We start from the raw sequence: 22,083 nt of genomic DNA, 5'->3' as shown, positions 1-22,083 counted from the left end.
TGTTAGTGTTTGCGTTCGGGAAGTGGCTTTTGCGCGCTGCGACTGCCCCGGCTCCCATCGAGCTTGGCGTTGGCGAGGCCGAGGATAGACCCGGCATAGGCGCCGGGAGAGCCGATCGCCTTCTCCTTCGCCGCGGATCCAGCCGCACTGCTGGCGGCTCCAATCCCCGCGCCGAAGCCCCGCAGCGCAGCGCCCGCGAGTGATGAACCCGCCGCTCGTGCGGACTGACTGGCGGCAAGGCCCGTTCGCGCGGCGCCACTCGCAAGGAACCCCGCGCCCGCGGCGATGGATGCTGCCTGTCCGCCATGACGGATCGACTCCATTCCTCCGGAAACCGCGGCGCCCTGAACCACACCCTGGATAATACTCGGTACGTACATGGCGATAAGAAAGACCACGACCGAGATGCCCGCGATCGCCAGCGTCGTGACAAACTGTTCCGAGGAAGCGGTCGGAGCCTTCGCAAGCCCCAGGAGGATCTGCGATCCAATCGTCGCGATCATCACCAGCGCCATCAGTTTCATGCCGACGCCGAAAGCGTAGACGAGATAACGGACAGCGAAATCCTTGGTGAAGGACGCGCCGCCTAGCCCGAGCATGATCATGCCGGCGAGCAGGCCGACATACATCTCCACCATGACCGACACGAAAATCGCTGCGACCAGCGAGAAGCAAATGACGACCACGACCATTGCCAGCACCGCGGCGATCGCCTGGGCATTGTCTTCAAAGAGGCCGAATTGTGCCTGCTGCGACATTTGCGAGGCGACCTGAATCCCTGCGTCGAAGATTTCGGCGGGAGACGCCGAGCCGCCGCCTGCAGCGATCTGGAAAAGGCTGTCGACCACCGCGCGCGCAAAGCTCGGACCATGGTCAAGAACGAATGCGAAGAAACCAATGAACATGATTCGCCGGACCAACTCGGCAAACCAGCTATCCAGCGACGCAGCCCGGATTGCAAGCCAGACGGCGGCAATGCCAATCTCTATCGTCGCGAGGGTCCAGAAAAGGGATGTCGCAGCATCCATGATGGTGGTCTCCCACCCCTTGGCCGCGGAGGAGACCTGGTTTTCCAATTCCGTAAGGACCTGCCCTGCCTGTGCGAAGGCGGAGCCGGCACACGTGAGGCAAAGGAGGCCCACAATCAGAACCGCCCGTTCTACAGCAGCCTTCGCCATGGCGGCCGCATCTCCTGGCCGTCCTTTGTCGGCGGCAACTCCCTGTTTGGGCCAGAGAACTCTTTCCCGGACATCATGTTTGCCCGTGACGCTGGAATTGATGATCAGTACTGTTGCGGCGGACGATGCAGCCGCGACAGCGAGAAGCACGGCAATGTGGGCGGCACGGTTCACCAGCGGGGCTCCATTTTCTGACCTTCCGGAATGCCCTTGACCTCGGCGTTGAAGAACTTTTCCCGCCTCGCCTGTGCGAGGTCCTTTTCAGTCTGTTCCGCCTGCAGCCAGGTTCCCAACATAGCCATCTGCTGCGAGACCAGGCCGCGAAGCTTCTGCATCTGCGCAACCTGCTGAGCGGCGAGCTGGTGTCCCACCTGCAGTGCCTTCATCTGGCCGTCCGCAGTGTCCGACAGGCTTCGAAGCGAGGACATGGTCGTCGCCTCACTGTCGAATTGTTCCGCAGTCAGGCTGGCAGCCTTCAGGGTGCTCGCAATCGTGGCGCGGTTCGTGTCGGACCAGGACTGATAGGTGGTCGAGAACGTCTGATTGCTCGGCAGGTTAGTCCGGAGATCGGCATAGCTCCGGAAGCGCTGATGGAGCACGTCGTCGGCGTTGCCCATTGAAAAAGCGATACCCTGACCCTGATCGACGATGCTGCGAAGCTGGTTGAGATCGTTCTCGACCTCACCCCACATGTGCATTGGGAGGGTCGCGGTGTTCTGGAGCAGGTTCTGGTAAATGCTCAGCTGCGTCTCAATCTGCTGGGCGAGCTGGCTGATCTGGGTAAGCTGGTTCTGGATCTGCTCGCCGGACTGGCCGACGAGGGATACCAGTTCGCCGTTGTTGAGCACCTGCGTCCATTCGGTTGCTGCCCCAGTCGAGGTACCGGCGTGTGCAGTTGCGACTGGAGCGACGATCATTGCCGTCGCCGTCAGGCAGGCGAGCCAATTAGACCTTGAGCAGCGTTGCGGCATCGTGAACTCCTCTCGTTTGAAGCCAATGGATCGGCCAGTCACGGCCATGCTCCAAATTCAGCGCGCGAATCCGTTTCAAGTCTGCCGTGCCGGAAGCTCCCACGAAGCTCAGGGCAACCGGCCCAAGCGACATGTCGAATAGACGCCGGCCTTCCGGCGTGGCGACGTAGTATTCGCGCTTCGGGATCGCGGTTGAGACGATCTCGATCTGACGGTCGTTGAAGCCAATCCGCTCGTAGAATTCTCGTATCCCTGGCTCTCGAGCGGCGCCATTCGGAAGGCAAATCTTGGTCGGGCAGGACTCCTTCAGGACGTCGATGATTCCGGACCGCTCGGCATCCGAGATCGACTGGGTTGCAAGCACGACAGCGCAATTTGCCTTGCGCAGCACCTTGAGCCACTCCCGGATCTTGCTGCGGAAAACGGGATGGCCGAGCATCAGCCAGGCCTCGTCGAGTAAGATCAGGCTCGGGGATCCGTCGAGGCGCTTTTCGATGCGCCGAAACAGATAGGTCAGCACCGGGACGAGGTTCCGCTCGCCCATGTTCATGAGATGCTCGATTTCGAAGGTCTGGAAGGCACCGAGGGTGAGGCCGTCCTGCTCGGCGTCGAGAAGCTGACCCATCGGGCCATCAACTGTGTAGTGAAGCAGCGCGTCCTTGATCTCGCGCATCTGTACGCCGCTTACGAAATCTGACAGCGACCGGCCGGCCGCGCTGGCCATCAGGCCGATCTGGCGGGAGATGGCGTTGCGATGATTGGGCGTGATGGTGACACCCTGCAGCGCGACGAGCATCTCTACCCATTCTGTCGCCCAGGCCCGGTCTGCCTCACTTTCGAGGGCGGCAAGCGGGCAGAACGCGAGAGCAGGTTCCGGCTCAGGCCCCTCCCCGCCGATCTCGTAGTGATCGCCTTGCGCGGCGAGCGTCAGCGGCAACAACGAGCTTCCCTTGTCGAAGGCGAAGATCTGGGCATGTTCATATCGCCGGAACTGGGCCGCGATCAGGGCGAGCAGTGTCGACTTGCCCGAGCCTGTCGGACCGAAGATCAGCGTGTGGCCGACGTCATCGACGTGCAGATTGAGCCGGAACGCCGTCGAGCCGCTTGCTACCTGGATCAGAGGCGGTGAATTGGGGGGATAAAAGGGGCAAGGTGCGACCGGGTTTCCCGACCAGACCGAATTCAGCGGCACCAGGTCCGCGAGGTTGCTGGTGTTGATCAACGGTTCGCGGATGTTGCAGTACCAGTTGCCCGGCAGGCTACCGAGATAGGCGTCGGTCGCGTTGAGTGTCTCGATCCTCGCACCAAATCCTTCGACCTGGATCAGCCGGCGGATCGCCTCGGCCTTTTCCTGCAATGCTTCGCGATCACCGTCGAAGAGGATGATCACGGGCGTGTAGTAGCCGTAGGCGACCAACTGCGATGATGCTTGGGCGATCGCATCCTCGGTCTCAGTGACCATCGTCATGGCGTCCTGATCGACCGAGCGGCTTTGCGTCTGGAATATCTGGTCGAAGAATGGCCGGACCTTCTGCTGCCACTTCTTGCGGGTTCGCTCCAGCCTCGCGCGCGCCTCTTCCGCATCGAGGAATATGAATCGAGACGACCAACGATAGGTGAGCGGCATCAGGTCGAGGCTGTTGAGGATCCCAGGCCAACTCTCAGCCGGCAGTCCGTCAATTGCCACGACACCGAGGAAGCGGTTTTCGACCTTCGGCGTCAGCCCGTGCTCGAGCTCCGCGGTCGCAATCCAGTCAAGATACATGGGGGCGTCCGGCAGCCGGATCGGGTGGTTCTCGCCGGTGATGCAGAAGCGGACGAACTGCAGTAGCTCGTCGTAGCGTGCGATGCGCTCACCTCCCCGCTCTGTAGTCTCGCGCGTTTCCATGCGCCGGATCGAGAGCGTGTTCGCGAAATATTGCTCGATCTCGCGAGTGGCGTTCTTGAAGACGAAGAGGACGGTGTCGGCATAGGTTTTCTTGCGGCTCTCCTCGTCCGAATAGATGTATTTGCTGAGCGCCGTCTTCTTGGATTCGAGCGGCCGGTAAGTGAGGATCAGCGCGTGCTTGCTCTCGAAATGTCCGCGCTCGCGCGCGAAATGCGCCCGCCGCTCCGCGTCGATCGCGCGCGTGACAGCATCGGGGAAGTGGCAACGGTCTTCCGAGGGATAATCGTATGTCGGGACACGGACGGCCTCGACCTGGATCATCCAGCCGCTTCCAAGGCGCGACAGGATCGCGTTGATCTGGCGCGACAATTCGTTGCGCTCGAGGTCGGTGGCGCTTTCGGAATCCGGCCCGGCAAAATACCAGCCGGCCATCAGGCTTCCGTCTTTCAACAGCAGGAACCCCGTTGTCGACCAGGCCCGCATAGGGGACAAGGTCCGCGAAGGATGGACCCGTGGCCCGGAAGTGTTTGAGTGCGACCATTCCAGCCTCCTCAATACCGCCGCCACGGCGAGGTGGTCGCCTTGTAGTAATGCTTGTAGGAAATGTGCCGCATGTAGACTTGCCGCATCAGCGGGTCCGACTTCGCCATCGTCCTGAGCAGTCCAACAATCACGACCCAGACGGCAGCTCCAAAAAGAGCGGAGTAGATGGTCAACACCACGAAAATCAGTATGACGGCGGCGAGACCCGTCAGCAGCACCAACTCCCGGTCGGCGCCCACCAGGAGGTTTGGACGAGAAAGTGCACGGTGGATGCGGTTGCGCTGCAGGCCGGACAGGGACTCAGCCATGCGGCCCCTCCCCTCCTGCTTTTTGCTCCTCCGACTTTTGCTCGTCGGGGAGGCCGATAGTGGCGCCGGTCGCCCCGAAAAGGCCGACGATGTTGGTGGCCCCGAGCAGGATGCCGGCGACGAGGGCAATATACACGAGCCGCCGCGCGAAATCGTTGAGCTCGCCGCCGAAGATCAGCATGCCGCCTGCGATTGCGACTGCGGCCAGCGCAATGGCGCCGGCCACGGGTCCGGTGATCGACTCCTGTATTTGCTGGAGCGGCCCCTCCCACGGGAGACCGCCACCGCCGGAACTCGCCAGCGCCGGCGCCACAGCGGAAAGGAAGCTGAACGCTGCGATGAGCGCGACAGTGATGATTGCAGCTTTGCGCGACATGGCGCGTCCCCTGTTCTTCCGTGAACTGGTCGGTTTCGATTGGTACACACCGTTCGCGAACCGATCGACCTGGATGATGTCGCGAACGCGCCGACCCCGCGGCGTCCGCTCGATGGACACAATGAGATCGACCGCTTCGCCGATCACTTCGTGCATGGGCTGCTGGCTAGCCTCGGCGGTCAGTTGCTCTAGGCGGCGCAGCGCCGATATTGCCGTGTTCGAATGAATGGTTGCCACGCCTCCGGGGTGGCCGGTGTTCCAAGCCTTCAGCAGGGTCAGGGCCGCGCCATCGCGGACCTCGCCGACTACGATCCGGTCCGGGCGCAGACGCATGGTGCTCTTCAGAAGGCGGGCCATGTCGACGTTATCACTGGTGTGCAGGACGATGGCGTTCTCGCCCACGCACTGGATTTCGGCAGTGTCTTCCAGGATGACGAGCCGCTCTTCTGGAGCGTTCTTGACGATCTCGTCGATGACAGCATTCGCGAGCGTCGTCTTGCCAGAGCCCGTTCCCCCGGAAATGATGACGTTCAGCCTGTAGGCGACTGCGCTGCGGATCGTTGAGGCCTGGTGCTCCGTCATCACGCCGGCGCGCACATAGTCGTCCAGCGGGATCAGACGCGAAGCCCGGCGGCGAATGGTGAAGGCAGGCTTGGCGACGACCGGCGGCAACAGCCCCTCGAACCGGTGGCCGCCGATCGGAAGCTCGCCGGAGATGATAGGCTGTTCCGTGTCGACTTCGGACTGAAGGGCATGCGCAACCGCGCCGATCACCACTTCGGCTGCTGCTGCAGACATCTCGCCGGCCGGCGCGACGCCATGCCCGAGCCGCTCGATGAAAAGCCTGCCGTCTGGATTGAGCATGATTTCAACAACGGTTGCGTCCTCGAGCGCCACGCAAAGCTGATCGCCGAGCGCCTCCTGAAGTTTTCGCACGAGCCGGGGATGAGAACGGGGCTGGTTCACGGATTTCTCCTTACGCCGCTTTGCAGGCAGAGGTGAATTCGGAGCAATAGTTGCGGGGGCGAAGCCTCTGGAATGTATCGGAGTCGGCGGGCAGAATGCCCGCTACGGCCATCGTCACGCCAATCTTCTTGGGCTCGCCCAATCGCTGCAGTGCCCAGCCGACACGAGCAAGTATCCGCTCGAAGCGAAGGTCCGTTACGGTGACAATCTCCGTGTATCCGTTGATCATGCACCACTCGATGATCCCAGCGAACATGGTGACGGTCACCTCATGCACTGCCCCTCCTCCCCGTGCTTCAGTAAGGGTCGTGTCTACGCAGAATCGGGAGCTTTCGATCATCGCTGAGTGCGCCTGCAACCGTCCACCTGGAAGGAGTGAGGGAAAGACGTCTGCCGCCATGGTTGGACCAAGCGCCGGAAGAAGCCTGGCGCAGCCTGCCACTTGTCCACTATTGGAAGTTGCCAGAATATAGGTCGGCCTCAACTCATCGAAGGAATCCGTCTCGCGGCCGTCGACAACGTTAACCTCCCAGCCCAGTCGATTGGCAAAGACGCGTGCCCGCAAACGATGATGTTGCTCAAGAAGTTGCTTTGTACGGCAATCCATGCATTCAGAAATCGCGACAGTTCGCATGCTTTTCTCCTGGCCAACATGATCGGCGGAGATGAGCACAGTTTACATCCCGCTGGCAGTTGTAGGATTCTACATGGTCACGGAGATGAAACGGACCTGACAGGTCAACAGGTGACTGGTACGGCAAAGCCACAAGGGTGACGATTGGAAAAAGTCTGAGAACCGTAAACGCCAATTTCTGTGCGCCATCTGAAGCGCAGTGCTCCGAGGCATGAAATGTCCATCCAAGGATGGGCGGACACCAAGTCATGGATGTAGGTGCCCCTGAACTGCAGGTGCGTCTTCTTGGCCGCAACGGCCGCCCTCGAAAGCAAGTCAGAGTGTCAAAACCACCGAAAGCGGCGGCTTTGATGCGGGAAAGGAGATCAAGGGCCGCAAGCGCGCTATCATCTTGGCCTGATGGTCGGCCTCAAGGTGCACGGGCTGATGTTCAGGATCCCTACGGAGCGCCCGATCTCTTGAAGTCCATTCCGTCACAGATGGCCTTGGGTGCTTTGCCGACGGTGACTACGCGGGCGAAAAGCTGAAGAGCCACCTGAAGAAAATCGGCAAGTGGACACTCGAGATCAGCAAGCGCTCCGATAAGACCAAGGCGTCTGAAATCCAATCCCGCTGGTGGGTTGTCGAGCGCACCTTCGCGAAGCAGGGCGATGCCGCAGGCTGGCTGTAGACATGGATTCATCGCTTCAGCTCACGCCACCCCCGCATACTCACTAGGCGGCTTGCAAGATATCGCTATCGTTGATCTCTTTTGGAGTCCGACTCTAAAAAGCGGACTGAGCGTCAACGGCAGGGGGCGGTATAGATGCGCCCCTGCGAATCCTGATAGCGGCATAAGTCGCCGTTGCGTGACCCCGTAGGCGTCGTTGCGGTCCCAACTGCTGCTCCCGCGAGCGCACCCACGCCTGCTCCCACGAGAGTGCTCTCGGTATTGCGGCCCACCGCCTGGCCCACCAGTGCACCACCAGCTGCTCCGACCAACGCTCCGGTTCCCGCTCGTCTCTCTTGCTCCGACGAAGCGCATGCGGCGACGAGTGCTGTTGCGACCAGTGCAATGCCAACTTTACGTATCATGGCGCTTCCTTCCTGGGGTTATCGGTGGATACATAGGCGGCCCTTTCCAGAAGGCAATTATTTCGTGTACGGGACCACCATGAAATTCAAAAGGGCATCGCGGAACCGGTCCTTTAAATTAGCGTTCTCTAACGTAAGGAGGGCCTCCACTCTCGTCGGAGGATCATGAGATGCATTGGTTGTTTAGTGCGGCCCTGGTCGCCGCTTTTGTCATCCTGCCCAATGGCGCCGAGGCCGGTCACGGCTGCGGCCGCGCTTCGTGGTATGCTTTGACTTCACAAACGGCATCCGGCGAACGGATGGATCCGGCGCAACTAACGGCCGCGCACAAATCAATGAGGCTGGGCACGAAGATTGAGGTCACCAACCCAGAGAACGGTCACAGCGTTGTCGTTCGCGTCAACGATCGTGGTCCATTCATCCGCGGCCGGGTGCTTGATCTTTCAAAGGCGGCCGCCAAGGAGATTGGCATGATTTCGGCAGGACACGCTCGCGTCTGTTTTGAAGAGGTCGAGGACGGTGGTTGGCATCCCTTGATGCGGCCGCCCGTGAGTATGAGGCCGGTCTGGTAGCAGACCGGCCGCGCGCCTGAGCCAGTCGCAGAAAGCTGGCCATCCGCAAGACCCGAATCCTGCGCGAAAACCTGCTGCCGGGATTATGGCCCGGCAACAAGTATTCGAGCGTACGCTCTAGCCGTGCGTAATCTTCGTTCCGAGCACATTCAGGCATTCTCGCATGAATGCGGCAAGGCCGGTCCAACCTTTGGCGGAGACCATATTGCCGTCGACGTAGGCTTCTGTCGGCTTGACGTCGACATAGATGCCACCAACCGCTGTGACCTCCGGTTCGCAGGCACCTAGGCCAGCGACCTTTCGGCCCTTCAGTACACCGGGCACTGCCATCAAAATCTGCACTCCATGGCAGATCGTGAAGATCGGCTTTCCGCTTTCGTGGAAGTGCCGCACCATGTCCTGGACGCGCTTGTCGGTGCGGATGTACTCCGGACCTCTGCCGCCCGCGGCATAGACCGCATCGTAATCGTCAACCCTGACTTCAGAGAAAGTTTTGTTGATATCGGCGTAGTGACCAACCTTTTCGGTGTAAGTCTGATCTCCTTCGAAGTCGTGCAGTGATGTCTTGATGCGATCGCCCGCCTTCTTGTCTGGGCAAACCACGTGCACCGTGTGACCGACAGCCTCCATCCCCTGCTGGAAGACGTAAATTTCATATTCCTCGGTGAACTCGCCTGTCAGCATGAGGATTTTCTTGCCACTCATGTCAGATCTCCTGTTGTCATGGAACTCGGTGGTTCCCCGGCAATCCGCGGGGCATCCTTTTCAGATCAGAATGGAGAATCGGGGAAATAGAACTGATCGGCATTGTCGGGAGTGATCAGGGGCGCGCCGAGCAGGAAAGAACCGCGAACCGGAGCCTGACCGCTGAACTGCGCCGCCGTCATATACATGGCCGATTTGATCATCGAAGGCGGATAGGGCGTTGAAATCGGCGTACGCTCGTTTTTCTCCTTCACCATCTCGATGACCTGCTTCATGCCGTTGCCCCCAAGGGCGTATTTGATGTCCTTGCGGCCCGCATTATCGACGGCTTCCAGCACACCAAGCAACATGTCGTCGTCATTGGCCCAGACTGCATCGATCTTCGGATACTTCGCAAGATAGTCCTGCATCAGCTTGAAAGCCTCGTCCTGGTTCCAGTTGGCGTACTGGATGTCGAGGATCTTGATATTGGTCTTCTCGATGACGTCGGAGAAGCCCTTGATCCGCTCGTCGTCGATGACGGTCGGAATGCCGCGAAGCACGACGATCTGGCCTTCGCCACCAAGCTTGTCGGCAAGCCACTGCGCCGTATTGGCGCCTACGGCGATGTTGTCGCCGGCGACGTAGAGATCCTGAACGTCGGGATCTGTAAGGCCGCGGTCGACCACGGAAATGAACGTGCCGTTCCGCTTGATCTGCTCGACCGGTCCGGTGAGCTCTTCTGAGGTAAAGGGCAGGATGACCAGAGCGTCCAGCTTGCGGCTTGCCGAAAGGTCCTCCAGCGCGGAAACCTGTGCAGTGGCGGATGATGCGGTCGAAATCACGACATCAATGTTCGGGAACGCGGCCTCGATCTCCTTTTCGGCCTGCTCTGCATGGTAGACAACTCCCCCCGTCCATCCATGCGTTGCAGCCGGTATCGAGATGGCCATCGTCACATTTCTGTCCTGTGCGTAAGCGACGAAGGGCAGCGCAAGAGCCAACGCGGCAGTCGATATCAATAACCCAGATTTGCGGATAATAGACTTCATTTTTTCCTCCTGTTTGAAGTCAGCGCTGTTCTCAGCGGTTTGCAGTAAAGCGGTGCGCCAGCATGGCGATGATGATGATCGCGCCCTGAACGGCGGCGACGAGATATTCGGAGACCATGTCCGAGAGAACCATTACGTTGGCGATCACCTCGAGGATGAGGGCACCGGCAACGGTGCCGCCGATGCGCCCCCGACCGCCGCGAAGAAGCGTGCCACCTATCACGACGGCAGTGATGACCTGCAGCTCCCACAGCTGTCCGGTGGTCGGCGTTGCGGCGCCGAGGCGGGGCACATAGCAGATGGCCGCTACCGCGACGCACAATCCCTGGATCACGTAGGCGATAGTGCGCACGGCGGCGACGTTCACGCCGGAAAAGCGCGCCACCTCGACATTGGATCCGGCAGAGGTCAGACGGCGGCCATATTTGGTCTTGTAGAGCAGGAACGCGCCAAGCAGAACGACGACGGTCGTGATGAAGACCGGATAGGGAATGCCGAGCAAACTGCCGAAATAGACAGGTCGATAGGCTTCACGCAGGCTGCGGTCGATCGGCAGCGAGCCGCCATCGGTCATGAAGGTGATGAAGGCGCGGAAAATGCCCATCGTACCGAGCGTGACGATGAACGGCTCTATTCGCCCGAGGGTCACGATCAGTCCGTTGAAGAGGCCGCAAAGCGAGCCCACGACCAAGGCGACACCTGCTCCCATGGGAATGGCCCAGGCACCGTAGGAGGGGGTGAGATGGTTCATCACCATGATCATGATGCCGGTAACGAAGGCCATCATCGATCCCACCGACAGGTCCAGCCCCCCTGATGAGATCACGAAGGTCGCCCCGACGGCGATGATCGCAACAAAGGCGCTACGCGTGATCACATTGATCAGGTTCGCCGACGAGAGGAAATTGGCGTTCACCAACGCGCCGAACAGCACGATGACGGCAAGCGCGATGAAGGGTGCCAGATCGGCCCAGCGGATACAAATTCCCTCATCAGTCGGTGAGACTGTTACTGCGGCTGTCGTCATATTCTTCCTCCCTGACGTCCCCACGCCCGCCCGTCGTGGCTGCAAAGACGACATTCTTCTCATTGATTTCACTGCCCCGAAGTTCGGCTACGATTTCACCGGCCCTCATCACCAGAACGCGGTCGGCGAGGCCAACGAGCTCTGGCATTTCCGACGAGATGACGATGCAGGCCTTGCCCGACCGCACCATCACGTCGATAAAGTCGTAAATCTGGCTCTTATTGCCGATGTCGATGCCGCGTGTCGGCTCATCGATGATGACGACAGAGGGGGCAGCCATCATTATCTTGGCGAGAAGCAGCTTCTGCTGATTACCGCCCGAAAGCTTGCCAGCCTCAAGCCGAAGCGACCGGACGCGGATGTCATAGTCAGTCACCGCCTTCTCAAGGCGGGAGAGCTCCATTCTGCGATCAAGTACGGCGCCGGGATTAACCGTGTCGAGCGCTTGCAGGGTGAGGTTGGGGCCGAGCTTCTCCTCCAGAAGCAGTCCCTTCCCCTTGCGATCTTCCGTCAGGTAGACGAGACCGGCGTCCATCATCGTCCTGACCGACCGGTTCACGATCTCCTGGCCGTCGAGGCTCACGCTTACCGCGTCGGACGGACGAAGCCCCATCAGTCCCTCGAACAGTTCTGTACGGCCCGCACCGATCATGCCACCAATGCCCAAGACCTCGCCCGGACTGACGGCAAAGGATACCTTTTGCACTCCATGATCTACTGAAAGATCCCTCACGACTAGGATTGGCGCGCCGTGGACGGCAGGCCGCTTGTGCGGATACAGCATGTCGAGTTCTCGCCCGACCATCAATTCCGCCATCTCACGTTGGCCAAGACCGGCCGCCGGCCAAGTGCCAATCATGGAACCGTCACGTAGCACGGTAATGCGGTCGGCAAGCGCCTGCACCTCGTCGAGACGGTGGGAGATGTAGAGCACGGCGACCCCATGGTCGCGCAGACCGCGCACGATGTCGAACAGCGCGGCTACTTCGTCATTGGCAAGGACGGCCGTCGGCTCGTCGAAAATGACGACCTTGCGGTCATCCAGGAGCGCTCGTGCGATCTGAACCAGCTGACGCTGGGCAAGCGACAGCTCGCCCACCCGGTCGCGCGGCCGGGCGGTCGAGCCGACCCGTGCTAGCAGCTCGGCCGTACGCCTGTTCATCAGCGCATCGTTCACTACCGGGCCACGACCCGCCTCGCGACCTAGGAACAGATTTTCCGCAACTGTCAGATCGGCGGCGAGGAGGATTTCCTGGTGCACGAGCACAATGCCCGCGGCTTCGGCCTCCACCGCATTGCGGAACTGGATCGGCTGGCCGGCCACCAGCAGGTGACCAGTTGTTGGCACGACATGACCGGACAGCAATTTCATCAGCGTCGACTTGCCCGCGCCGTTCTCGCCGATGATGGCGTGAACCTCTCCGGCGTGGACATCGAGCGTGACGTCCGCCAGGACGGTGATCTGGCCATAGCTTTTGCCGATGTTCTCGGCGCGGAGTGCGGCAACGGTCGGATTTTCCGGCGTCGGCACGATCTGGGGAGAGGGCACCGCGTTCATTCGAAAGCCGACAGCAGTCGGTCGCGTGAACGTTCGACGTGGATGCGCATCGCATCCAATGCCGCTTGTGCATCGCCGGCACGAAAGGCGCTAAGCAGGTTCTCGTGCTCCTCGAGCGCCTCCTGCGTCACGCGCGTGTGGAACATGAGCCGGAAAATATGCAGGTGGACGTGTTGGTTCGAAAGCGTACTGCGGATTATTTCGTTGCCTGCAATCTTCAGAATGGCGTCATGAAATTGCGCGTCGGCTCGCGCAAAACGGGAATAGCGCGTGTTTCGGTCGACGGGTGCCTCTCCATGCCCCATGTCCGCGGCAGATTCCTCGAGCTGCTGAAGTGCCTCGGGCGTCATACGGATTGCTGCAAGCCGTGCTGCCTCCGGCTCGACCAGCAAGCGAAAGGCATAAAGGTCTTCGAACTGCTTGCGCGTCCACTGTGGCGCCGCGCTGTAACCGATTAAGTGCTCCTTCCAGACGAGGCCTTCGCGCTCCAGCCGGCTCAAGGCCTCGCGGACGGGCGTCTGCGATACTCCAAGGTCACGTGCGAACACGTCTATCGGAATGCGGGCACCCGGCGCGATCTCCAAGGACATCAGTCGGTGGTAGATATTGTCGTAGACGTTGTCGACCACGCTGCTCGGGCGAACGCTTGCCCTGCCTTCCCGTTCCGCCGCAAATGCCACTTCCATTCTCCGAACGCTTCTTGACACGCCGGCATTTATTGCAAATAAGATATCGTATGTCAAATACAATATCATATACGATCTGATATAGGAGTTTGGAATGATTGTTCGACCCGAACGCCTCCGAGACCTGGCAACCACCCTTCTTGAGAGGCGGGGCGCTCCGTCCGATCACTCGCGCCTGCAGGCCGACCTCCTTCTGGAGGCCGAGCTGCGCGGCCTGCCGTCGCATGGCCTGCAGCGGCTACCGATGTTGCTGTCCAGGCTGGACAGGGGATTGGCGGATGCGGGAAAGAGTGGAACGGGAACCTGGCGGAGACAGGCCTTTCTCAGCGTTGACGGAGAGCGTGGACTCGGACCGGTCGTGTTGATGAATGCAATGCAGACGTTACAGAGCGCGCTGGGTGAGACAGGGATTACGATTGCCGCGATCCGCAACGCCAACCACATCGGTATGCTCGCCTACTACGCAGAAATCGCCGCGAGCAAAGGTCTGATCGGCATTGTCATGTCGACTAGTGAGGCGCTCGTGCATCCATTCGGCGGCACCAAGGCCATGCTCGGCACGAACCCGATCGCAATCGGCATTCCGGCCGACCGGCCTTTCGTTATGGATCTTGCCACCAGTGTCGTTTCCATGGGGAAGATCAACAACCATGCCATGCGCGACGTGCCGATCCCTTTAGGATGGGCCGTGGACGGAAAAGGTCACCCGACGACGGATCCCCAGGCCGCGAAGACCGGGGCGATCGCGCCCTTCGGCGGCGCGAAGGGTTATGGCCTGGGTCTTGCGATCGAACTTCTTGTCGCGGCGCTGGCCGGTTCCGATCTCGCGCCGGCTGTGCGCGGTACGCTCGACGACATCCATCCTTCAAACAAGGGCGATCTCCTGATTTTGATCGACGCGGCGGCGGGGAACGGTCGTGCAACATCGCTGTCGGGATATCTCGAGCAACTGCGACTTTCCCCTGCCGTTGACGCCCAAAATCCCGTCGCCGTTCCAGGGGACGGCGCGCGCCGGCGTCGCGCAGGGACGATGCAATCGGGCATCGACCTTCCCCCTCAGCTTTTCGAACAGCTTATGGCCCTCGAGGCCGCGTGAACTTATCGGAGGATATACGGGATGAACCTATTCGGCACATTAAGAGCGCCGCGCGAACTGCTTTTTGGCGCCGGCCAGCGACATGCTCTCGGTACCATCGCATCGAGGTTGGGCCGGCGCTCGCTCATCGTCACGGACAGGCGCCTCGCCACAGATGCCGACTTTCTGGCGCTCGCCAGACAGCTCCAGGAGGCTGGGCTTGCGGTAATGGTGGACAGTTCCACCCTGCCCGACGTTCCAGTCGAATCCGCCATTGCCAGCGCAGAGGGGGCGCGGAGCTTTGCGCCCGACCTTGTCATCGGCGTCGGCGGCGGCTCATGCCTCGACATGGCGAAATGCGTCGCCCTGCTCCTGGCGCATGGAGGGCGGCCGCAGGATTATTACGGCGAGCAAGCCGTACCGGGACCGGTCATGCCGTTGATCGCCATTCCCACCACCGCCGGCACTGGCTCGGAGGTGACCCCTGTCGCGGTGCTTTCGGATGCCGAGCGCAGCCTGAAGGTCGGCATTTCGAGCCCGTACCTCATCCCGACGGTCTCAATCTGCGACCCGGAACTGACCCTTTCCTGCCCGCCAACCCTGACGGCTATCGCGGGCGCGGACGCGTTGACGCATTCAATCGAGGCATTCACGGCCATCCGGCGCGATCCTGTATCCGGCATTGCGCAGCAGCGCGTTTTCGTCGGTAAGAATGAAATGTCCGATCACTTCGCCCTGAGCGCTATTTCGCTCCTCTGGCAGGGGCTGGAAGCTGCCTGCAAGAATGGCGGCGACTACGCGGCGCGTGAAAAGGTGATGCTCGGCGCGACGCTTGCCGGCCTTGCCTTCGGAGTTGCAGGCACTGCAGCCGCCCACGCCATCCAATATCCCGTTGGCGCCCTCACCCACACCGCACACGGCCTCGGCGTCGCCTGCCTGATGCCATACGTCATGACGTGGAATGCACCCCTCATAAGAAACGAATTGGCGCAGATCGCTCGGGCCGCAGGACTGGATGGACCTGACGCAGTGATTCCGGCGCTGGCTTCCCTGCTCGAACGGATCGGCATTCCCGCAACACTCCGCGATCTTGGTCTAGAAGAGGAGCGGATCGACTGGGTGGCGGAGCAAAGCTCGGGCATCACGCGCCTTATCCAAAACAACCCCCGTCCCCTGAACCCGAGCGAAATCCGCAATCTCGTCGCCGCCGCCTACTACGGCGATACAGCCGACCTAAATTAAAGGAGACCCGTCATGACGTCCCCCACCAAGTTCTCCGGCTATGCCGATCCCACACTGCACGCGGAGGGCCTCTATATCGGCGGCAAATGGCATGGAGGTGGCGGCATTACCGTCAAAGACCCCTCGACGGGCAATAGTCTGGCCGAGGTCGCAGATGCTTCCGTCGAAGATGCCATGCGCGCCGTCGGCGCCGCGGAAGCCGCAGCCTGCGGGTGGCGCGCCACCCCTGCCCGGCAACGTTCGGAAATCCTGCATCGCTGGTTCCAACTGATGACAAAGCACGGGGAAGAACTGGCCACGCTTATCGCGCTGGAAAACGGCAAGGCACTCCCCGACGCACGCGGCGAAGTCGCCTACGCCGCCGAGTTTTTCCGCTGGTATGGGGAGGAGGCAGCTCGCATTCCCGGCGAATACCGCCACACGCCTTCCGGTTCGCACCACATCATCGTCGACCATGAGCCCATCGGCATCGCCGTTCTCATCACGCCCTGGAACTTTCCGGCCGCGATGGCGACCCGCAAGATTGGTCCGGCCCTTGCCGCCGGTTGCACTGTCATCCTGAAGCCCGCTTCCGAAACGCCGTTGACGGCCTACGCCATGGCGCGCCTCGGCGAGGAGGCAGGCGTGCCCGCCGGCGTGGTCAACGTGCTCACGACAACCAGGCCGGCTGCGGTGACGAACGCCATGCTCGCCGATCCTCGCGTGCGAAAACTCTCTTTTACGGGCTCGACCCTTGTCGGACGAACGCTTCTCGCAGAAGCCGCCAAGTCGGTCGTCAGTTGCTCGATGGAACTCGGCGGCAACGCGCCTTTCATCGTCTTCGACGACGCTGATCTGGAAGCGGCACTCGACGGCGCCATGGTTGCAAAGATGCGCAATGCCGGCGAGGCCTGCACCGCCGCCAACCGCTTCTATGTTCAGGCAGGGATACATGACGCATTCGTTGCCGGCCTCACGAGCCGCATGGCTGCTTTGAAGATTGGTCCCGGCTACGATCCCGCCACGCAATGCGGGCCGATGATCACCCCGAACGCTGTGCGTAAGATCGACCGACTGGTCTCCGACGCGATCGCCGGGGGCGCCCGCCCGACGACCGGCGGCAAGCCGCTCGCGGAAAATGGCTATTTCTATCCGCCGACCGTGCTCCACAACGTTCCCCAAGGCGCTGCGATTGCGAAAGAGGAGATCTTTGGCCCCGTCGCGCCGGTCTACAGGTTCGAAAGCGAGGACGAGGCCATCCGTCTCGCAAACGACACCGAATACGGCCTTGCCGCCTATATCTACACCGGCGATTTGAAACGTGCGATGCGGGTTGGCAAGCGTCTCGAAACGGGCATGCTCGGCATCAACAGAGGCCTTATGTCGGACCCGGCCGCACCCTTTGGCGGCGTGAAGCAGAGTGGCCTTGGCCGCGAAGGTGGCGTGACGGGAATTCTGGAGTACATGGAGGCGAAGTATTACGCAGTACAGTACTGAATTACGGGGGATGAATATGAAACTAGAGGACCTTTATCGAATTCGCGACTTCGTTCCCGATTTCGACGCCATCGCCGCGGAATTCGTCGAACGAAGCCGAGCGTTCTCGGCCAATGCCAGCGTACTGGCGGACGTGCGCTACGGCACACGCCCGCGGGAGATCCTGGACGTCATCCTGCCGGAAAATCAGAAAACCGGTGCCCCGCTTCATGTTTTCGTCCATGGCGGATACTGGCGCTCCGGTGAGAAAGAGAACTACCACTTCGTGGCCGCCCCGGTGCTCGCAACCGGGGCTGTTGCCGCAATCGTCGAATACGATCTCATGCCGGGCGAGCGGCTTGGCGTGCTCGTCGATCAGGTGCGGCGGGCGGTGCTCTGGCTCGAGCGGCATGCTGGTGATTTCGGCGCGGATCCGCGCAGGCTGACGGTCAGCGGTCACTCGGCTGGCGCCCATCTTGCGTCATTTCTCGCGGCGATCGGCCCGCAAGAGACGGCCGCGACCTTGCTTCCGTCTCCGCGTGGGCTTCTGCTCCTGAGCGGGATCTATGATCTTTCGGATATTCCTCACAGCTTCCTACGCAACGAAGCCGAGATGACGGTTGCGGAAGCGACAGCCTGGTCGCCACTTACATCCACCCAGCTCCCGTGTCCGATGCGGATCATTGCCTTTGGAGGGGAGGAAACAAGACCATTCAACGAACAGGCGTCGGCTTTTGACATGCGCCTCAACGTGCAGGGTTGCGCTTCGGAACTGCTGCCCATACCAGGTCTCAACCATATGAACGTCGTTTTGGACCTGGCGGACCCAGACGGGCAGTTGGGAAGTCGTCTGGCGATGATGGTCGCGTCGAGCTAGAATCCCGCTTCTAAATCGAAACGGATTAGGACGCCCGCACGGAACAGTGACAATGTTACAGTCAGTTTTGAGAAGGGTGTTCTCCAGCCGTTGACGTCGACAGGGTGATCGGCTGTGGCTGATGAGCAAAGGCTGTTGTAGCGAGGGTGAGAGCACGAAGGAACGTGCATGAGTATCACCCCAGTAGTCGTGTTGATTGGCGCGCTGCGTTTACATAAGCTCTCCACTATGGCTCACAACGAGCTCCGCTAAGGCCCCGCTTCTCAGCCGTTCATCCATCCAAAGGGGCGGTCCTCTCAGCAATCGGTAAGAACTCAGTGCGAGTGAGCGCAAAATGGCCTTGAGAGGTTTCCTAAAAGCGTGACGCGAACGCTTTCCACAATATCGGTACCCTGCCAAAGCCGTGTCAGGTTCAGGATGTGGGCGACGGCAATCCGGGTCCGGCTGATGCGCTGGTTTTCCGGGCTAAGCTCGAAGCCCTTGCCCTTGTCGGTCCGCTTGACAGACCGGAGCGAGAACGCAGCGATGATTTGGAATACGCCCTTCATCTTCGGTCCGGCATAACTGCGATCGGCGAAGACATGAATCAGCCACGGCCAACGATTGAGTATGTATTGGGGGCGGCAGGCGCGCGTCGAGATCGGCTGTCTCTCGGCGCTGTACACCGGGGTCAAGCATTTTGGAGAAGCGCTCAACGGCCGCTATTCCGAAAGCTGCCCCCGCCGCCTGGCCTCAATACGAGTTTTGAGGAACCGAGCCTCCTGCAATGCGTTAACGGTCGTGTCACTCAGGGAGGTTCCAATGTCGGACAACAAGAAAAAAGTGGGAAAACCAGACCGTGAGCATGTGGCAACCAGCCAGCCCTATGAAATTTCATACTTCGCAAAGAAGCACGGCATCTCGGCTGAGGATGCAAGACGCATTGTAAAACAGCATGGTGGCGACAGGGATGCCGCTGACAACGCCGCTAATCGTCTAAAACGATAGCTGCGACCCGCATCCTCGGCCTACAGACCAAAACTGCCGACATTTCGACACCTTGGGGACGCAGGTGATGCAGTCACATTTCGCCTTGTCGTCGACACACTTCGGGTTAGAGAAGCGCCGGTTTCTGGCACGAATACGTCGATAGGGCTGACTGGAACCTGGCTTCGGCGGTCCGGCCCTCCAGGAGGCGAAGACGAAGAAGTCGTTCACGCGTCGGATCTTGCTCGCGATCAAACTCCTCCAAGTTGGCCGTTGGCTGCAAACATCGCCTCTCCTGGTTTTGCCCGCGCGGCTCTACAATCCCCTCTGACCGGCCATGATCGGTATGGGGCCTTGCTGGATCATTCTGGATTTTCACTCAGCCTTTGTCGGCCGCGGGCCAATCGTTGGACGGTTCTTCAATGACCTGTTCGCTGACATCGTCGGCGGGGTCAGGGTCTCGTTGATAGGCGAGGCGAAGCTGTCCAATCTCGTCAAGAATGGCGGCGTAGACATCCTGTTGGCGCGCGCCGACGACGACGGCGGCATCAACCAGCTCTTCTAGTGCGAGGCGCAGCTCGGCGCGCCAATCATTCGTCATTGACCTTCCTCCATGGGCCTATCTGAAAGTTCGATCCAGGTCGGTGCGTGGTCGCTTGTGTGCGACCATCCCCGGACATGCCTGTCGACCCCCGAGGCCGAAAGCCTCCTGGTGGCATCCGGGCTGAGCAAAAAGTGATCGATGCGAAGCCCAGCATCCCTCGCGAACGCATCTTGGAAGTAGTCCCAAAAGGTGTACACGCGTTCGCCGGCATAAAGCTGCCGAAGGGCATCCGTCCAGCCCTGTTCAAGCAGGCGACTATAAGCGTCTCTAACCTCGACGCGGAACAACGCGTCGTTCACCCAACGCTCGGGTTTGTAGACATCAAGTTCCGTCGGCATGACGTTGTAGTCGCCAGCGAGGATCACCGGCACGTCGAGTTCCAGCAACTCGGCCGCGTAAGCCATCAGCCTGTCGAACCATGCCAGCTTGTATTCGAACTTCGGTCCCGGATAGGGATTCCCATTGGGCAGATAGAGGCAACCGATCACCATCCCATTGATCACTGCCTCGATATAGCGACTATGGAGATCTTCCGGATCACCGGGAAGGCCCTTGCGCGTCAGCGTTGGCTCCGTGTCTCTGGCGAGGATCGCCACACCGTTCCAACTCTTCTGGCCGTGCCAAATCGATCCGTATCCTGCAGCCTCGATAGCCTTGACGGGGAACTTCGGGTCCGGTGCCTTGAGCTCCTGAAGGCAGACGACGTCGGGTGACGCCTCTTCCAGCCATCGCAGCAGGACAGCCAGGCGACCATTGACCCCGTTGACGTTATACGTGGCTATCTTCACGGTCGCAGTTCTTGCGATCACCCTTGTCGCCGTGGCCCGGCTTCGCGTCGTGCTTCGCCTTCTGGTTTCCTGTCCGGCAACAGGGAACGGCCGACATCCACTGACTGTTTGAACTTCCTTCTTTCGTCGCGCCGCATGCAGCGCTTGTCGGTCCCGATATCGATGAGTTCACGCTTTGACACCACTGCCTCCGTTCGTCAGGTCGCCCCCCACAGGACGCAAGGAAAGCCGTAAAGTTCCAAATCTCTCGCCCAGCCATACTCTTTGGTCTGCTCATGCACCAAGTGCTGAACCGCAGGCCGAACGTTGGATAGGCATGTTACAGATTTCGACAAGCCACTGATCGACCGTAGCCCCTCTCCTGGATAGCAGCGTGATTTGGCGACCACTGTTCTCACCGACCCGGTTTACGCATGTGCAATGGACGTGACCATGAAACCACAGCGCCGGCGGCCCTTCAACGATAGAGTCCTCGATATCAGGAACGTAGCAGATAGCGGGTCGCCCTCGAAACTCGGTTGAACGTGACCTGGGTGACGGAGCGAGAGCGTCAAGACCACCGTTTCCCCAAGGCAAGGTCGCCACAACTGCCTGTTTGCGAAACGTCATTGGTGATGACACGCGTGGTGGCTTGATTCCGACAAGGCAGCTTCGAAACTGACCTCGGGCAATAGTTCATCCCGCTCTGGGCAGCCGCCATCGTGAGTTCCGGATCACCGCCGCTGAGGCGGAAGTCGATCCAGAGCGTTGCGCCAACAAACCTGACGGCTCCGATATCAAAGGGCTCGTTTTCGAGATGACGTGTCCAGCGGGGTCAACAGGGTATCTGCCTTGTGCGTCTCGCGCTGAAGCCCACTTGCGGAATTAGTTTCCTGTGTGTGCGAGTAAGGTTCCGTTGAATTCACCTGCAACGCTTTTGAATTCGATGGTTGACGCGCTTCATAATGCATGTGGAATCGCCACCGATCTCAGAAGTTCGCTTCGCAACATCTTCGCAGATCCCCCCGCCCCGATCAGGATGGGATAGTTTTGCGCGTCGGAATTACAGACCAGCACGTTGAAATCACCGCATCAAGAAGCTTCACGCGCTCGCCGGGGGAAACCAGATCGCTGATGGGATCGAACATCGCTTGAACGCCGACAAGACGATCAAATGCGCTAACGTGATCGCCGTTTGTATGGTGTTAAAAGAACCGCCTTAATAACTGTAGGATCCCGCTCTCCTCGGGAGTAGAGGCGGATGATTGCGTTACCAAGGGATGCCGCCAGCTCGCTGTCGGAATTTATCCGGCATTCAGCCAGGCAATCCTCGAAAATTTCCTGGAGGCGATTCAGATCATCCGGACCGAACATCCGCGTGCTGGACCCGCATGGGAAGACCGGACAACCCGCGGCATCATACTCTAAGGACTTGGACATAACTTCCTCCCCCTGTTTGGGCGGAAGCTGCCATCTCCCTGTCGTTCCTGCCATGCATATGGAAGCGATGGGACATTGTGCGGCCTGTTATACGCCCTGTCTATGTCGTTTGACGTATGGTGTGTGGAATGTCTGAGTTC

At 60.2% G+C, this 22,083-nt stretch carries 19 protein-coding genes and 5 pseudogenes; 7 read left to right on the top strand and 17 right to left on the bottom strand.

Translation table 11 applies throughout. From position 1 onward, the window contains the following. Positions 1–2 precede the first annotated feature (2 nt). From trbL to P0086_RS01095, 7 genes and pseudogenes are all read right to left on the bottom strand, one after another. On the bottom strand, positions 3–1,178 hold the full coding sequence (gene trbL / locus P0086_RS01120; RefSeq protein WP_275782746.1) for a P-type conjugative transfer protein TrbL: 1,176 nt from the start codon (positions 1,176–1,178) through the stop codon (positions 3–5). Positions 1,179–1,348: 170 nt separating this feature from the next. Beyond that, entirely contained in the window at positions 1,349–2,149 is an 801-nt protein-coding gene (gene trbJ, locus P0086_RS01115) for a P-type conjugative transfer protein TrbJ (protein ID WP_275782123.1), read from the bottom strand. Next, positions 2,124–4,578, bottom strand: a pseudogene (locus P0086_RS01110) (conjugal transfer protein TrbE). Before P0086_RS01110 ends, trbJ begins: the two are co-directional and overlap by 26 nt. A 10-nt stretch (positions 4,579–4,588) precedes the next feature. Continuing rightward, positions 4,589–4,888, bottom strand: a complete 300-nt coding sequence (locus tag P0086_RS01105) for a conjugal transfer protein TrbD (RefSeq protein ID WP_275782122.1) — start codon at positions 4,886–4,888, stop codon at positions 4,589–4,591. Beyond that, positions 4,881–5,264: a TrbC/VirB2 family protein gene (locus P0086_RS25250; protein ID WP_345799287.1), complete on the bottom strand. Its 384-nt coding sequence runs from the start codon at positions 5,262–5,264 to the stop codon at positions 4,881–4,883. Before P0086_RS25250 ends, P0086_RS01105 begins: the two co-directional genes overlap by 8 nt. Beyond that, positions 5,257–6,230 (bottom strand): annotated as a pseudogene (gene trbB, locus P0086_RS01100) (P-type conjugative transfer ATPase TrbB); the annotation flags it as partial. The gene P0086_RS25250 and the pseudogene trbB, both read right to left, overlap by 8 nt. Before the next feature lie 10 nt (positions 6,231–6,240). After that, on the bottom strand, positions 6,241–6,864 hold the full coding sequence (locus P0086_RS01095) for an acyl-homoserine-lactone synthase (protein WP_275782120.1): 624 nt from the start codon (positions 6,862–6,864) through the stop codon (positions 6,241–6,243). Positions 6,865–7,177: 313 nt separating this feature from the next. On the opposite strand from P0086_RS01095, the pseudogene P0086_RS01090 reads away from it, so the two are divergent. Further along, positions 7,178–7,609: pseudogene (locus P0086_RS01090) on the top strand (transposase); the annotation flags it as partial. 38 nt (positions 7,610–7,647) lie between these two features. Here P0086_RS01090 and P0086_RS01085 read toward each other — a convergent pair. Further along, positions 7,648–7,938, bottom strand: coding sequence for a YMGG-like glycine zipper-containing protein (locus P0086_RS01085; RefSeq protein ID WP_148179118.1), 291 nt, complete (start codon positions 7,936–7,938; stop codon positions 7,648–7,650). A gap of 170 nt (positions 7,939–8,108) precedes the next feature. Between P0086_RS01085 and P0086_RS01080 the strand changes: the two genes are divergently transcribed. Then, positions 8,109–8,510 carry a septal ring lytic transglycosylase RlpA family protein gene (locus tag P0086_RS01080; protein ID WP_275782119.1) on the top strand — a complete coding sequence of 134 codons (402 nt, stop codon included), beginning with the start codon at positions 8,109–8,111 and terminating at the stop codon, positions 8,508–8,510. A 117-nt stretch (positions 8,511–8,627) separates the two neighbouring features. On the opposite strand, the gene P0086_RS01075 is transcribed toward P0086_RS01080, so the two are convergent. From P0086_RS01075 to P0086_RS01055, 5 genes are all read right to left on the bottom strand, one after another. Beyond that, positions 8,628–9,215, bottom strand: a complete 588-nt coding sequence (locus P0086_RS01075; protein WP_275782118.1) for a DJ-1/PfpI family protein — start codon at positions 9,213–9,215, stop codon at positions 8,628–8,630. A 65-nt stretch (positions 9,216–9,280) separates the two neighbouring features. Continuing rightward, on the bottom strand, positions 9,281–10,246 hold the full coding sequence (locus P0086_RS01070) for a substrate-binding domain-containing protein (protein ID WP_148189546.1): 966 nt from the start codon (positions 10,244–10,246) through the stop codon (positions 9,281–9,283). 31 nt (positions 10,247–10,277) lie between these two features. After that, the gene (locus tag P0086_RS01065) at positions 10,278–11,273 is read right to left on the bottom strand and encodes an ABC transporter permease (protein ID WP_148189547.1); all 996 of its coding nucleotides are present in this window, start codon (positions 11,271–11,273) and stop codon (positions 10,278–10,280) included. After that, positions 11,239–12,831 (bottom strand): sugar ABC transporter ATP-binding protein, encoded by a 1,593-nt coding sequence (locus P0086_RS01060; RefSeq protein ID WP_275782117.1) that lies wholly within the window; start codon positions 12,829–12,831, stop codon positions 11,239–11,241. The genes P0086_RS01065 and P0086_RS01060 overlap by 35 nt, the downstream gene beginning before the upstream one ends. Then, positions 12,828–13,517: a GntR family transcriptional regulator gene (locus P0086_RS01055; protein ID WP_148189549.1), complete on the bottom strand. Its 690-nt coding sequence runs from the start codon at positions 13,515–13,517 to the stop codon at positions 12,828–12,830. Before P0086_RS01055 ends, P0086_RS01060 begins: the two co-directional genes overlap by 4 nt. 94 nt (positions 13,518–13,611) lie before the next feature. Here P0086_RS01055 and P0086_RS01050 point away from each other — a divergent pair, with 94 nt between their 5' ends. From P0086_RS01050 to P0086_RS01035, 4 genes are read left to right on the top strand one after another with little or no spacing between them, the layout of a single operon-like run. After that, a complete protein-coding gene (locus P0086_RS01050) occupies positions 13,612–14,613 on the top strand; it encodes an Ldh family oxidoreductase (RefSeq protein ID WP_275782116.1) in 1,002 nt (333 codons plus the stop codon). A 21-nt stretch (positions 14,614–14,634) separates the two neighbouring features. Next, the gene (locus P0086_RS01045; protein WP_275782115.1) at positions 14,635–15,834 is read left to right on the top strand and encodes an iron-containing alcohol dehydrogenase; all 1,200 of its coding nucleotides are present in this window, start codon (positions 14,635–14,637) and stop codon (positions 15,832–15,834) included. Between the two features lie 12 nt (positions 15,835–15,846). Continuing rightward, on the top strand, positions 15,847–17,310 hold the full coding sequence (locus P0086_RS01040) for an NAD-dependent succinate-semialdehyde dehydrogenase (RefSeq protein WP_275782114.1): 1,464 nt from the start codon (positions 15,847–15,849) through the stop codon (positions 17,308–17,310). A gap of 16 nt (positions 17,311–17,326) precedes the next feature. Next, positions 17,327–18,166, top strand: coding sequence for an alpha/beta hydrolase (locus tag P0086_RS01035; protein WP_275782113.1), 840 nt, complete (start codon positions 17,327–17,329; stop codon positions 18,164–18,166). A gap of 461 nt (positions 18,167–18,627) precedes the next feature. On the opposite strand, the pseudogene P0086_RS01030 reads toward P0086_RS01035, so the two are convergent. Next, positions 18,628–18,783: pseudogene (locus tag P0086_RS01030) on the bottom strand (IS5/IS1182 family transposase); the annotation flags it as partial. Between the two features lie 184 nt (positions 18,784–18,967). On the opposite strand from P0086_RS01030, the gene P0086_RS01025 reads away from it, so the two are divergent. Then, entirely contained in the window at positions 18,968–19,153 is a 186-nt protein-coding gene (locus P0086_RS01025; RefSeq protein WP_148179120.1) for a DUF3606 domain-containing protein, read from the top strand. A 358-nt stretch (positions 19,154–19,511) separates the two neighbouring features. Here the strand turns inward: P0086_RS01025 and P0086_RS01020 are convergent, their stop codons facing one another. The 3 genes and pseudogenes from P0086_RS01020 to P0086_RS01010 form a co-directional block, all read right to left on the bottom strand. Then, the gene (locus P0086_RS01020) at positions 19,512–19,733 is read right to left on the bottom strand and encodes a hypothetical protein (RefSeq protein WP_275782112.1); all 222 of its coding nucleotides are present in this window, start codon (positions 19,731–19,733) and stop codon (positions 19,512–19,514) included. Then, on the bottom strand, positions 19,730–20,524 hold the full coding sequence (xth, locus tag P0086_RS01015; protein WP_275782111.1) for an exodeoxyribonuclease III: 795 nt from the start codon (positions 20,522–20,524) through the stop codon (positions 19,730–19,732). Before xth ends, P0086_RS01020 begins: the two co-directional genes overlap by 4 nt. Then, positions 20,505–20,706: pseudogene (locus P0086_RS01010) on the bottom strand (hypothetical protein). Before P0086_RS01010 ends, xth begins: the two are co-directional and overlap by 20 nt. Positions 20,707–22,083: the final 1,377 nt, after the last annotated feature.

Source organism: Mycoplana sp. MJR14, from assembly GCF_029210525.1.
Classification (GTDB): domain Bacteria; phylum Pseudomonadota; class Alphaproteobacteria; order Rhizobiales; family Rhizobiaceae; genus Mycoplana.
Note: the sequence above shows the minus strand (reverse complement) of the source record. Positions and strands in the feature narration are given on the sequence as shown.

Bases quoted from the DNA above. Each gene is read 5' to 3' on its own strand.
- P0086_RS01035 (WP_275782113.1), top strand. From the start codon at position 17,327: ATGAAACTAGAGGACCTTTATCGAATTCGCGACTTCGTTCCCGATTTC.
- P0086_RS01085 (WP_148179118.1), bottom strand. From the start codon at position 7,938: ATGATACGTAAAGTTGGCATTGCACTGGTCGCAACAGCACTCGTCGCC.
- P0086_RS01025 (WP_148179120.1), top strand. From the start codon at position 18,968: ATGTCGGACAACAAGAAAAAAGTGGGAAAACCAGACCGTGAGCATGTG.
- P0086_RS01045 (WP_275782115.1), top strand. From the start codon at position 14,635: ATGAACCTATTCGGCACATTAAGAGCGCCGCGCGAACTGCTTTTTGGC.
- P0086_RS01020 (WP_275782112.1), bottom strand. From the start codon at position 19,733: ATGACGAATGATTGGCGCGCCGAGCTGCGCCTCGCACTAGAAGAGCTG.
- P0086_RS01105 (WP_275782122.1), bottom strand. From the start codon at position 4,888: ATGGCTGAGTCCCTGTCCGGCCTGCAGCGCAACCGCATCCACCGTGCA.
- P0086_RS01095 (WP_275782120.1), bottom strand. From the start codon at position 6,864: ATGCGAACTGTCGCGATTTCTGAATGCATGGATTGCCGTACAAAGCAA.
- P0086_RS01070 (WP_148189546.1), bottom strand. From the start codon at position 10,246: ATGAAGTCTATTATCCGCAAATCTGGGTTATTGATATCGACTGCCGCG.
- trbL (WP_275782746.1), bottom strand. From the start codon at position 1,178: ATGGCGAAGGCTGCTGTAGAACGGGCGGTTCTGATTGTGGGCCTCCTT.
- trbJ (WP_275782123.1), bottom strand. From the start codon at position 2,149: ATGCCGCAACGCTGCTCAAGGTCTAATTGGCTCGCCTGCCTGACGGCG.
- P0086_RS01055 (WP_148189549.1), bottom strand. From the start codon at position 13,517: ATGGAAGTGGCATTTGCGGCGGAACGGGAAGGCAGGGCAAGCGTTCGC.
- P0086_RS01050 (WP_275782116.1), top strand. From the start codon at position 13,612: ATGATTGTTCGACCCGAACGCCTCCGAGACCTGGCAACCACCCTTCTT.
- P0086_RS25250 (WP_345799287.1), bottom strand. From the start codon at position 5,264: ATGTCGCGCAAAGCTGCAATCATCACTGTCGCGCTCATCGCAGCGTTC.
- P0086_RS01080 (WP_275782119.1), top strand. From the start codon at position 8,109: ATGCATTGGTTGTTTAGTGCGGCCCTGGTCGCCGCTTTTGTCATCCTG.
- P0086_RS01060 (WP_275782117.1), bottom strand. From the start codon at position 12,831: ATGAACGCGGTGCCCTCTCCCCAGATCGTGCCGACGCCGGAAAATCCG.
- P0086_RS01065 (WP_148189547.1), bottom strand. From the start codon at position 11,273: ATGACGACAGCCGCAGTAACAGTCTCACCGACTGATGAGGGAATTTGT.
- P0086_RS01040 (WP_275782114.1), top strand. From the start codon at position 15,847: ATGACGTCCCCCACCAAGTTCTCCGGCTATGCCGATCCCACACTGCAC.
- P0086_RS01075 (WP_275782118.1), bottom strand. From the start codon at position 9,215: ATGAGTGGCAAGAAAATCCTCATGCTGACAGGCGAGTTCACCGAGGAA.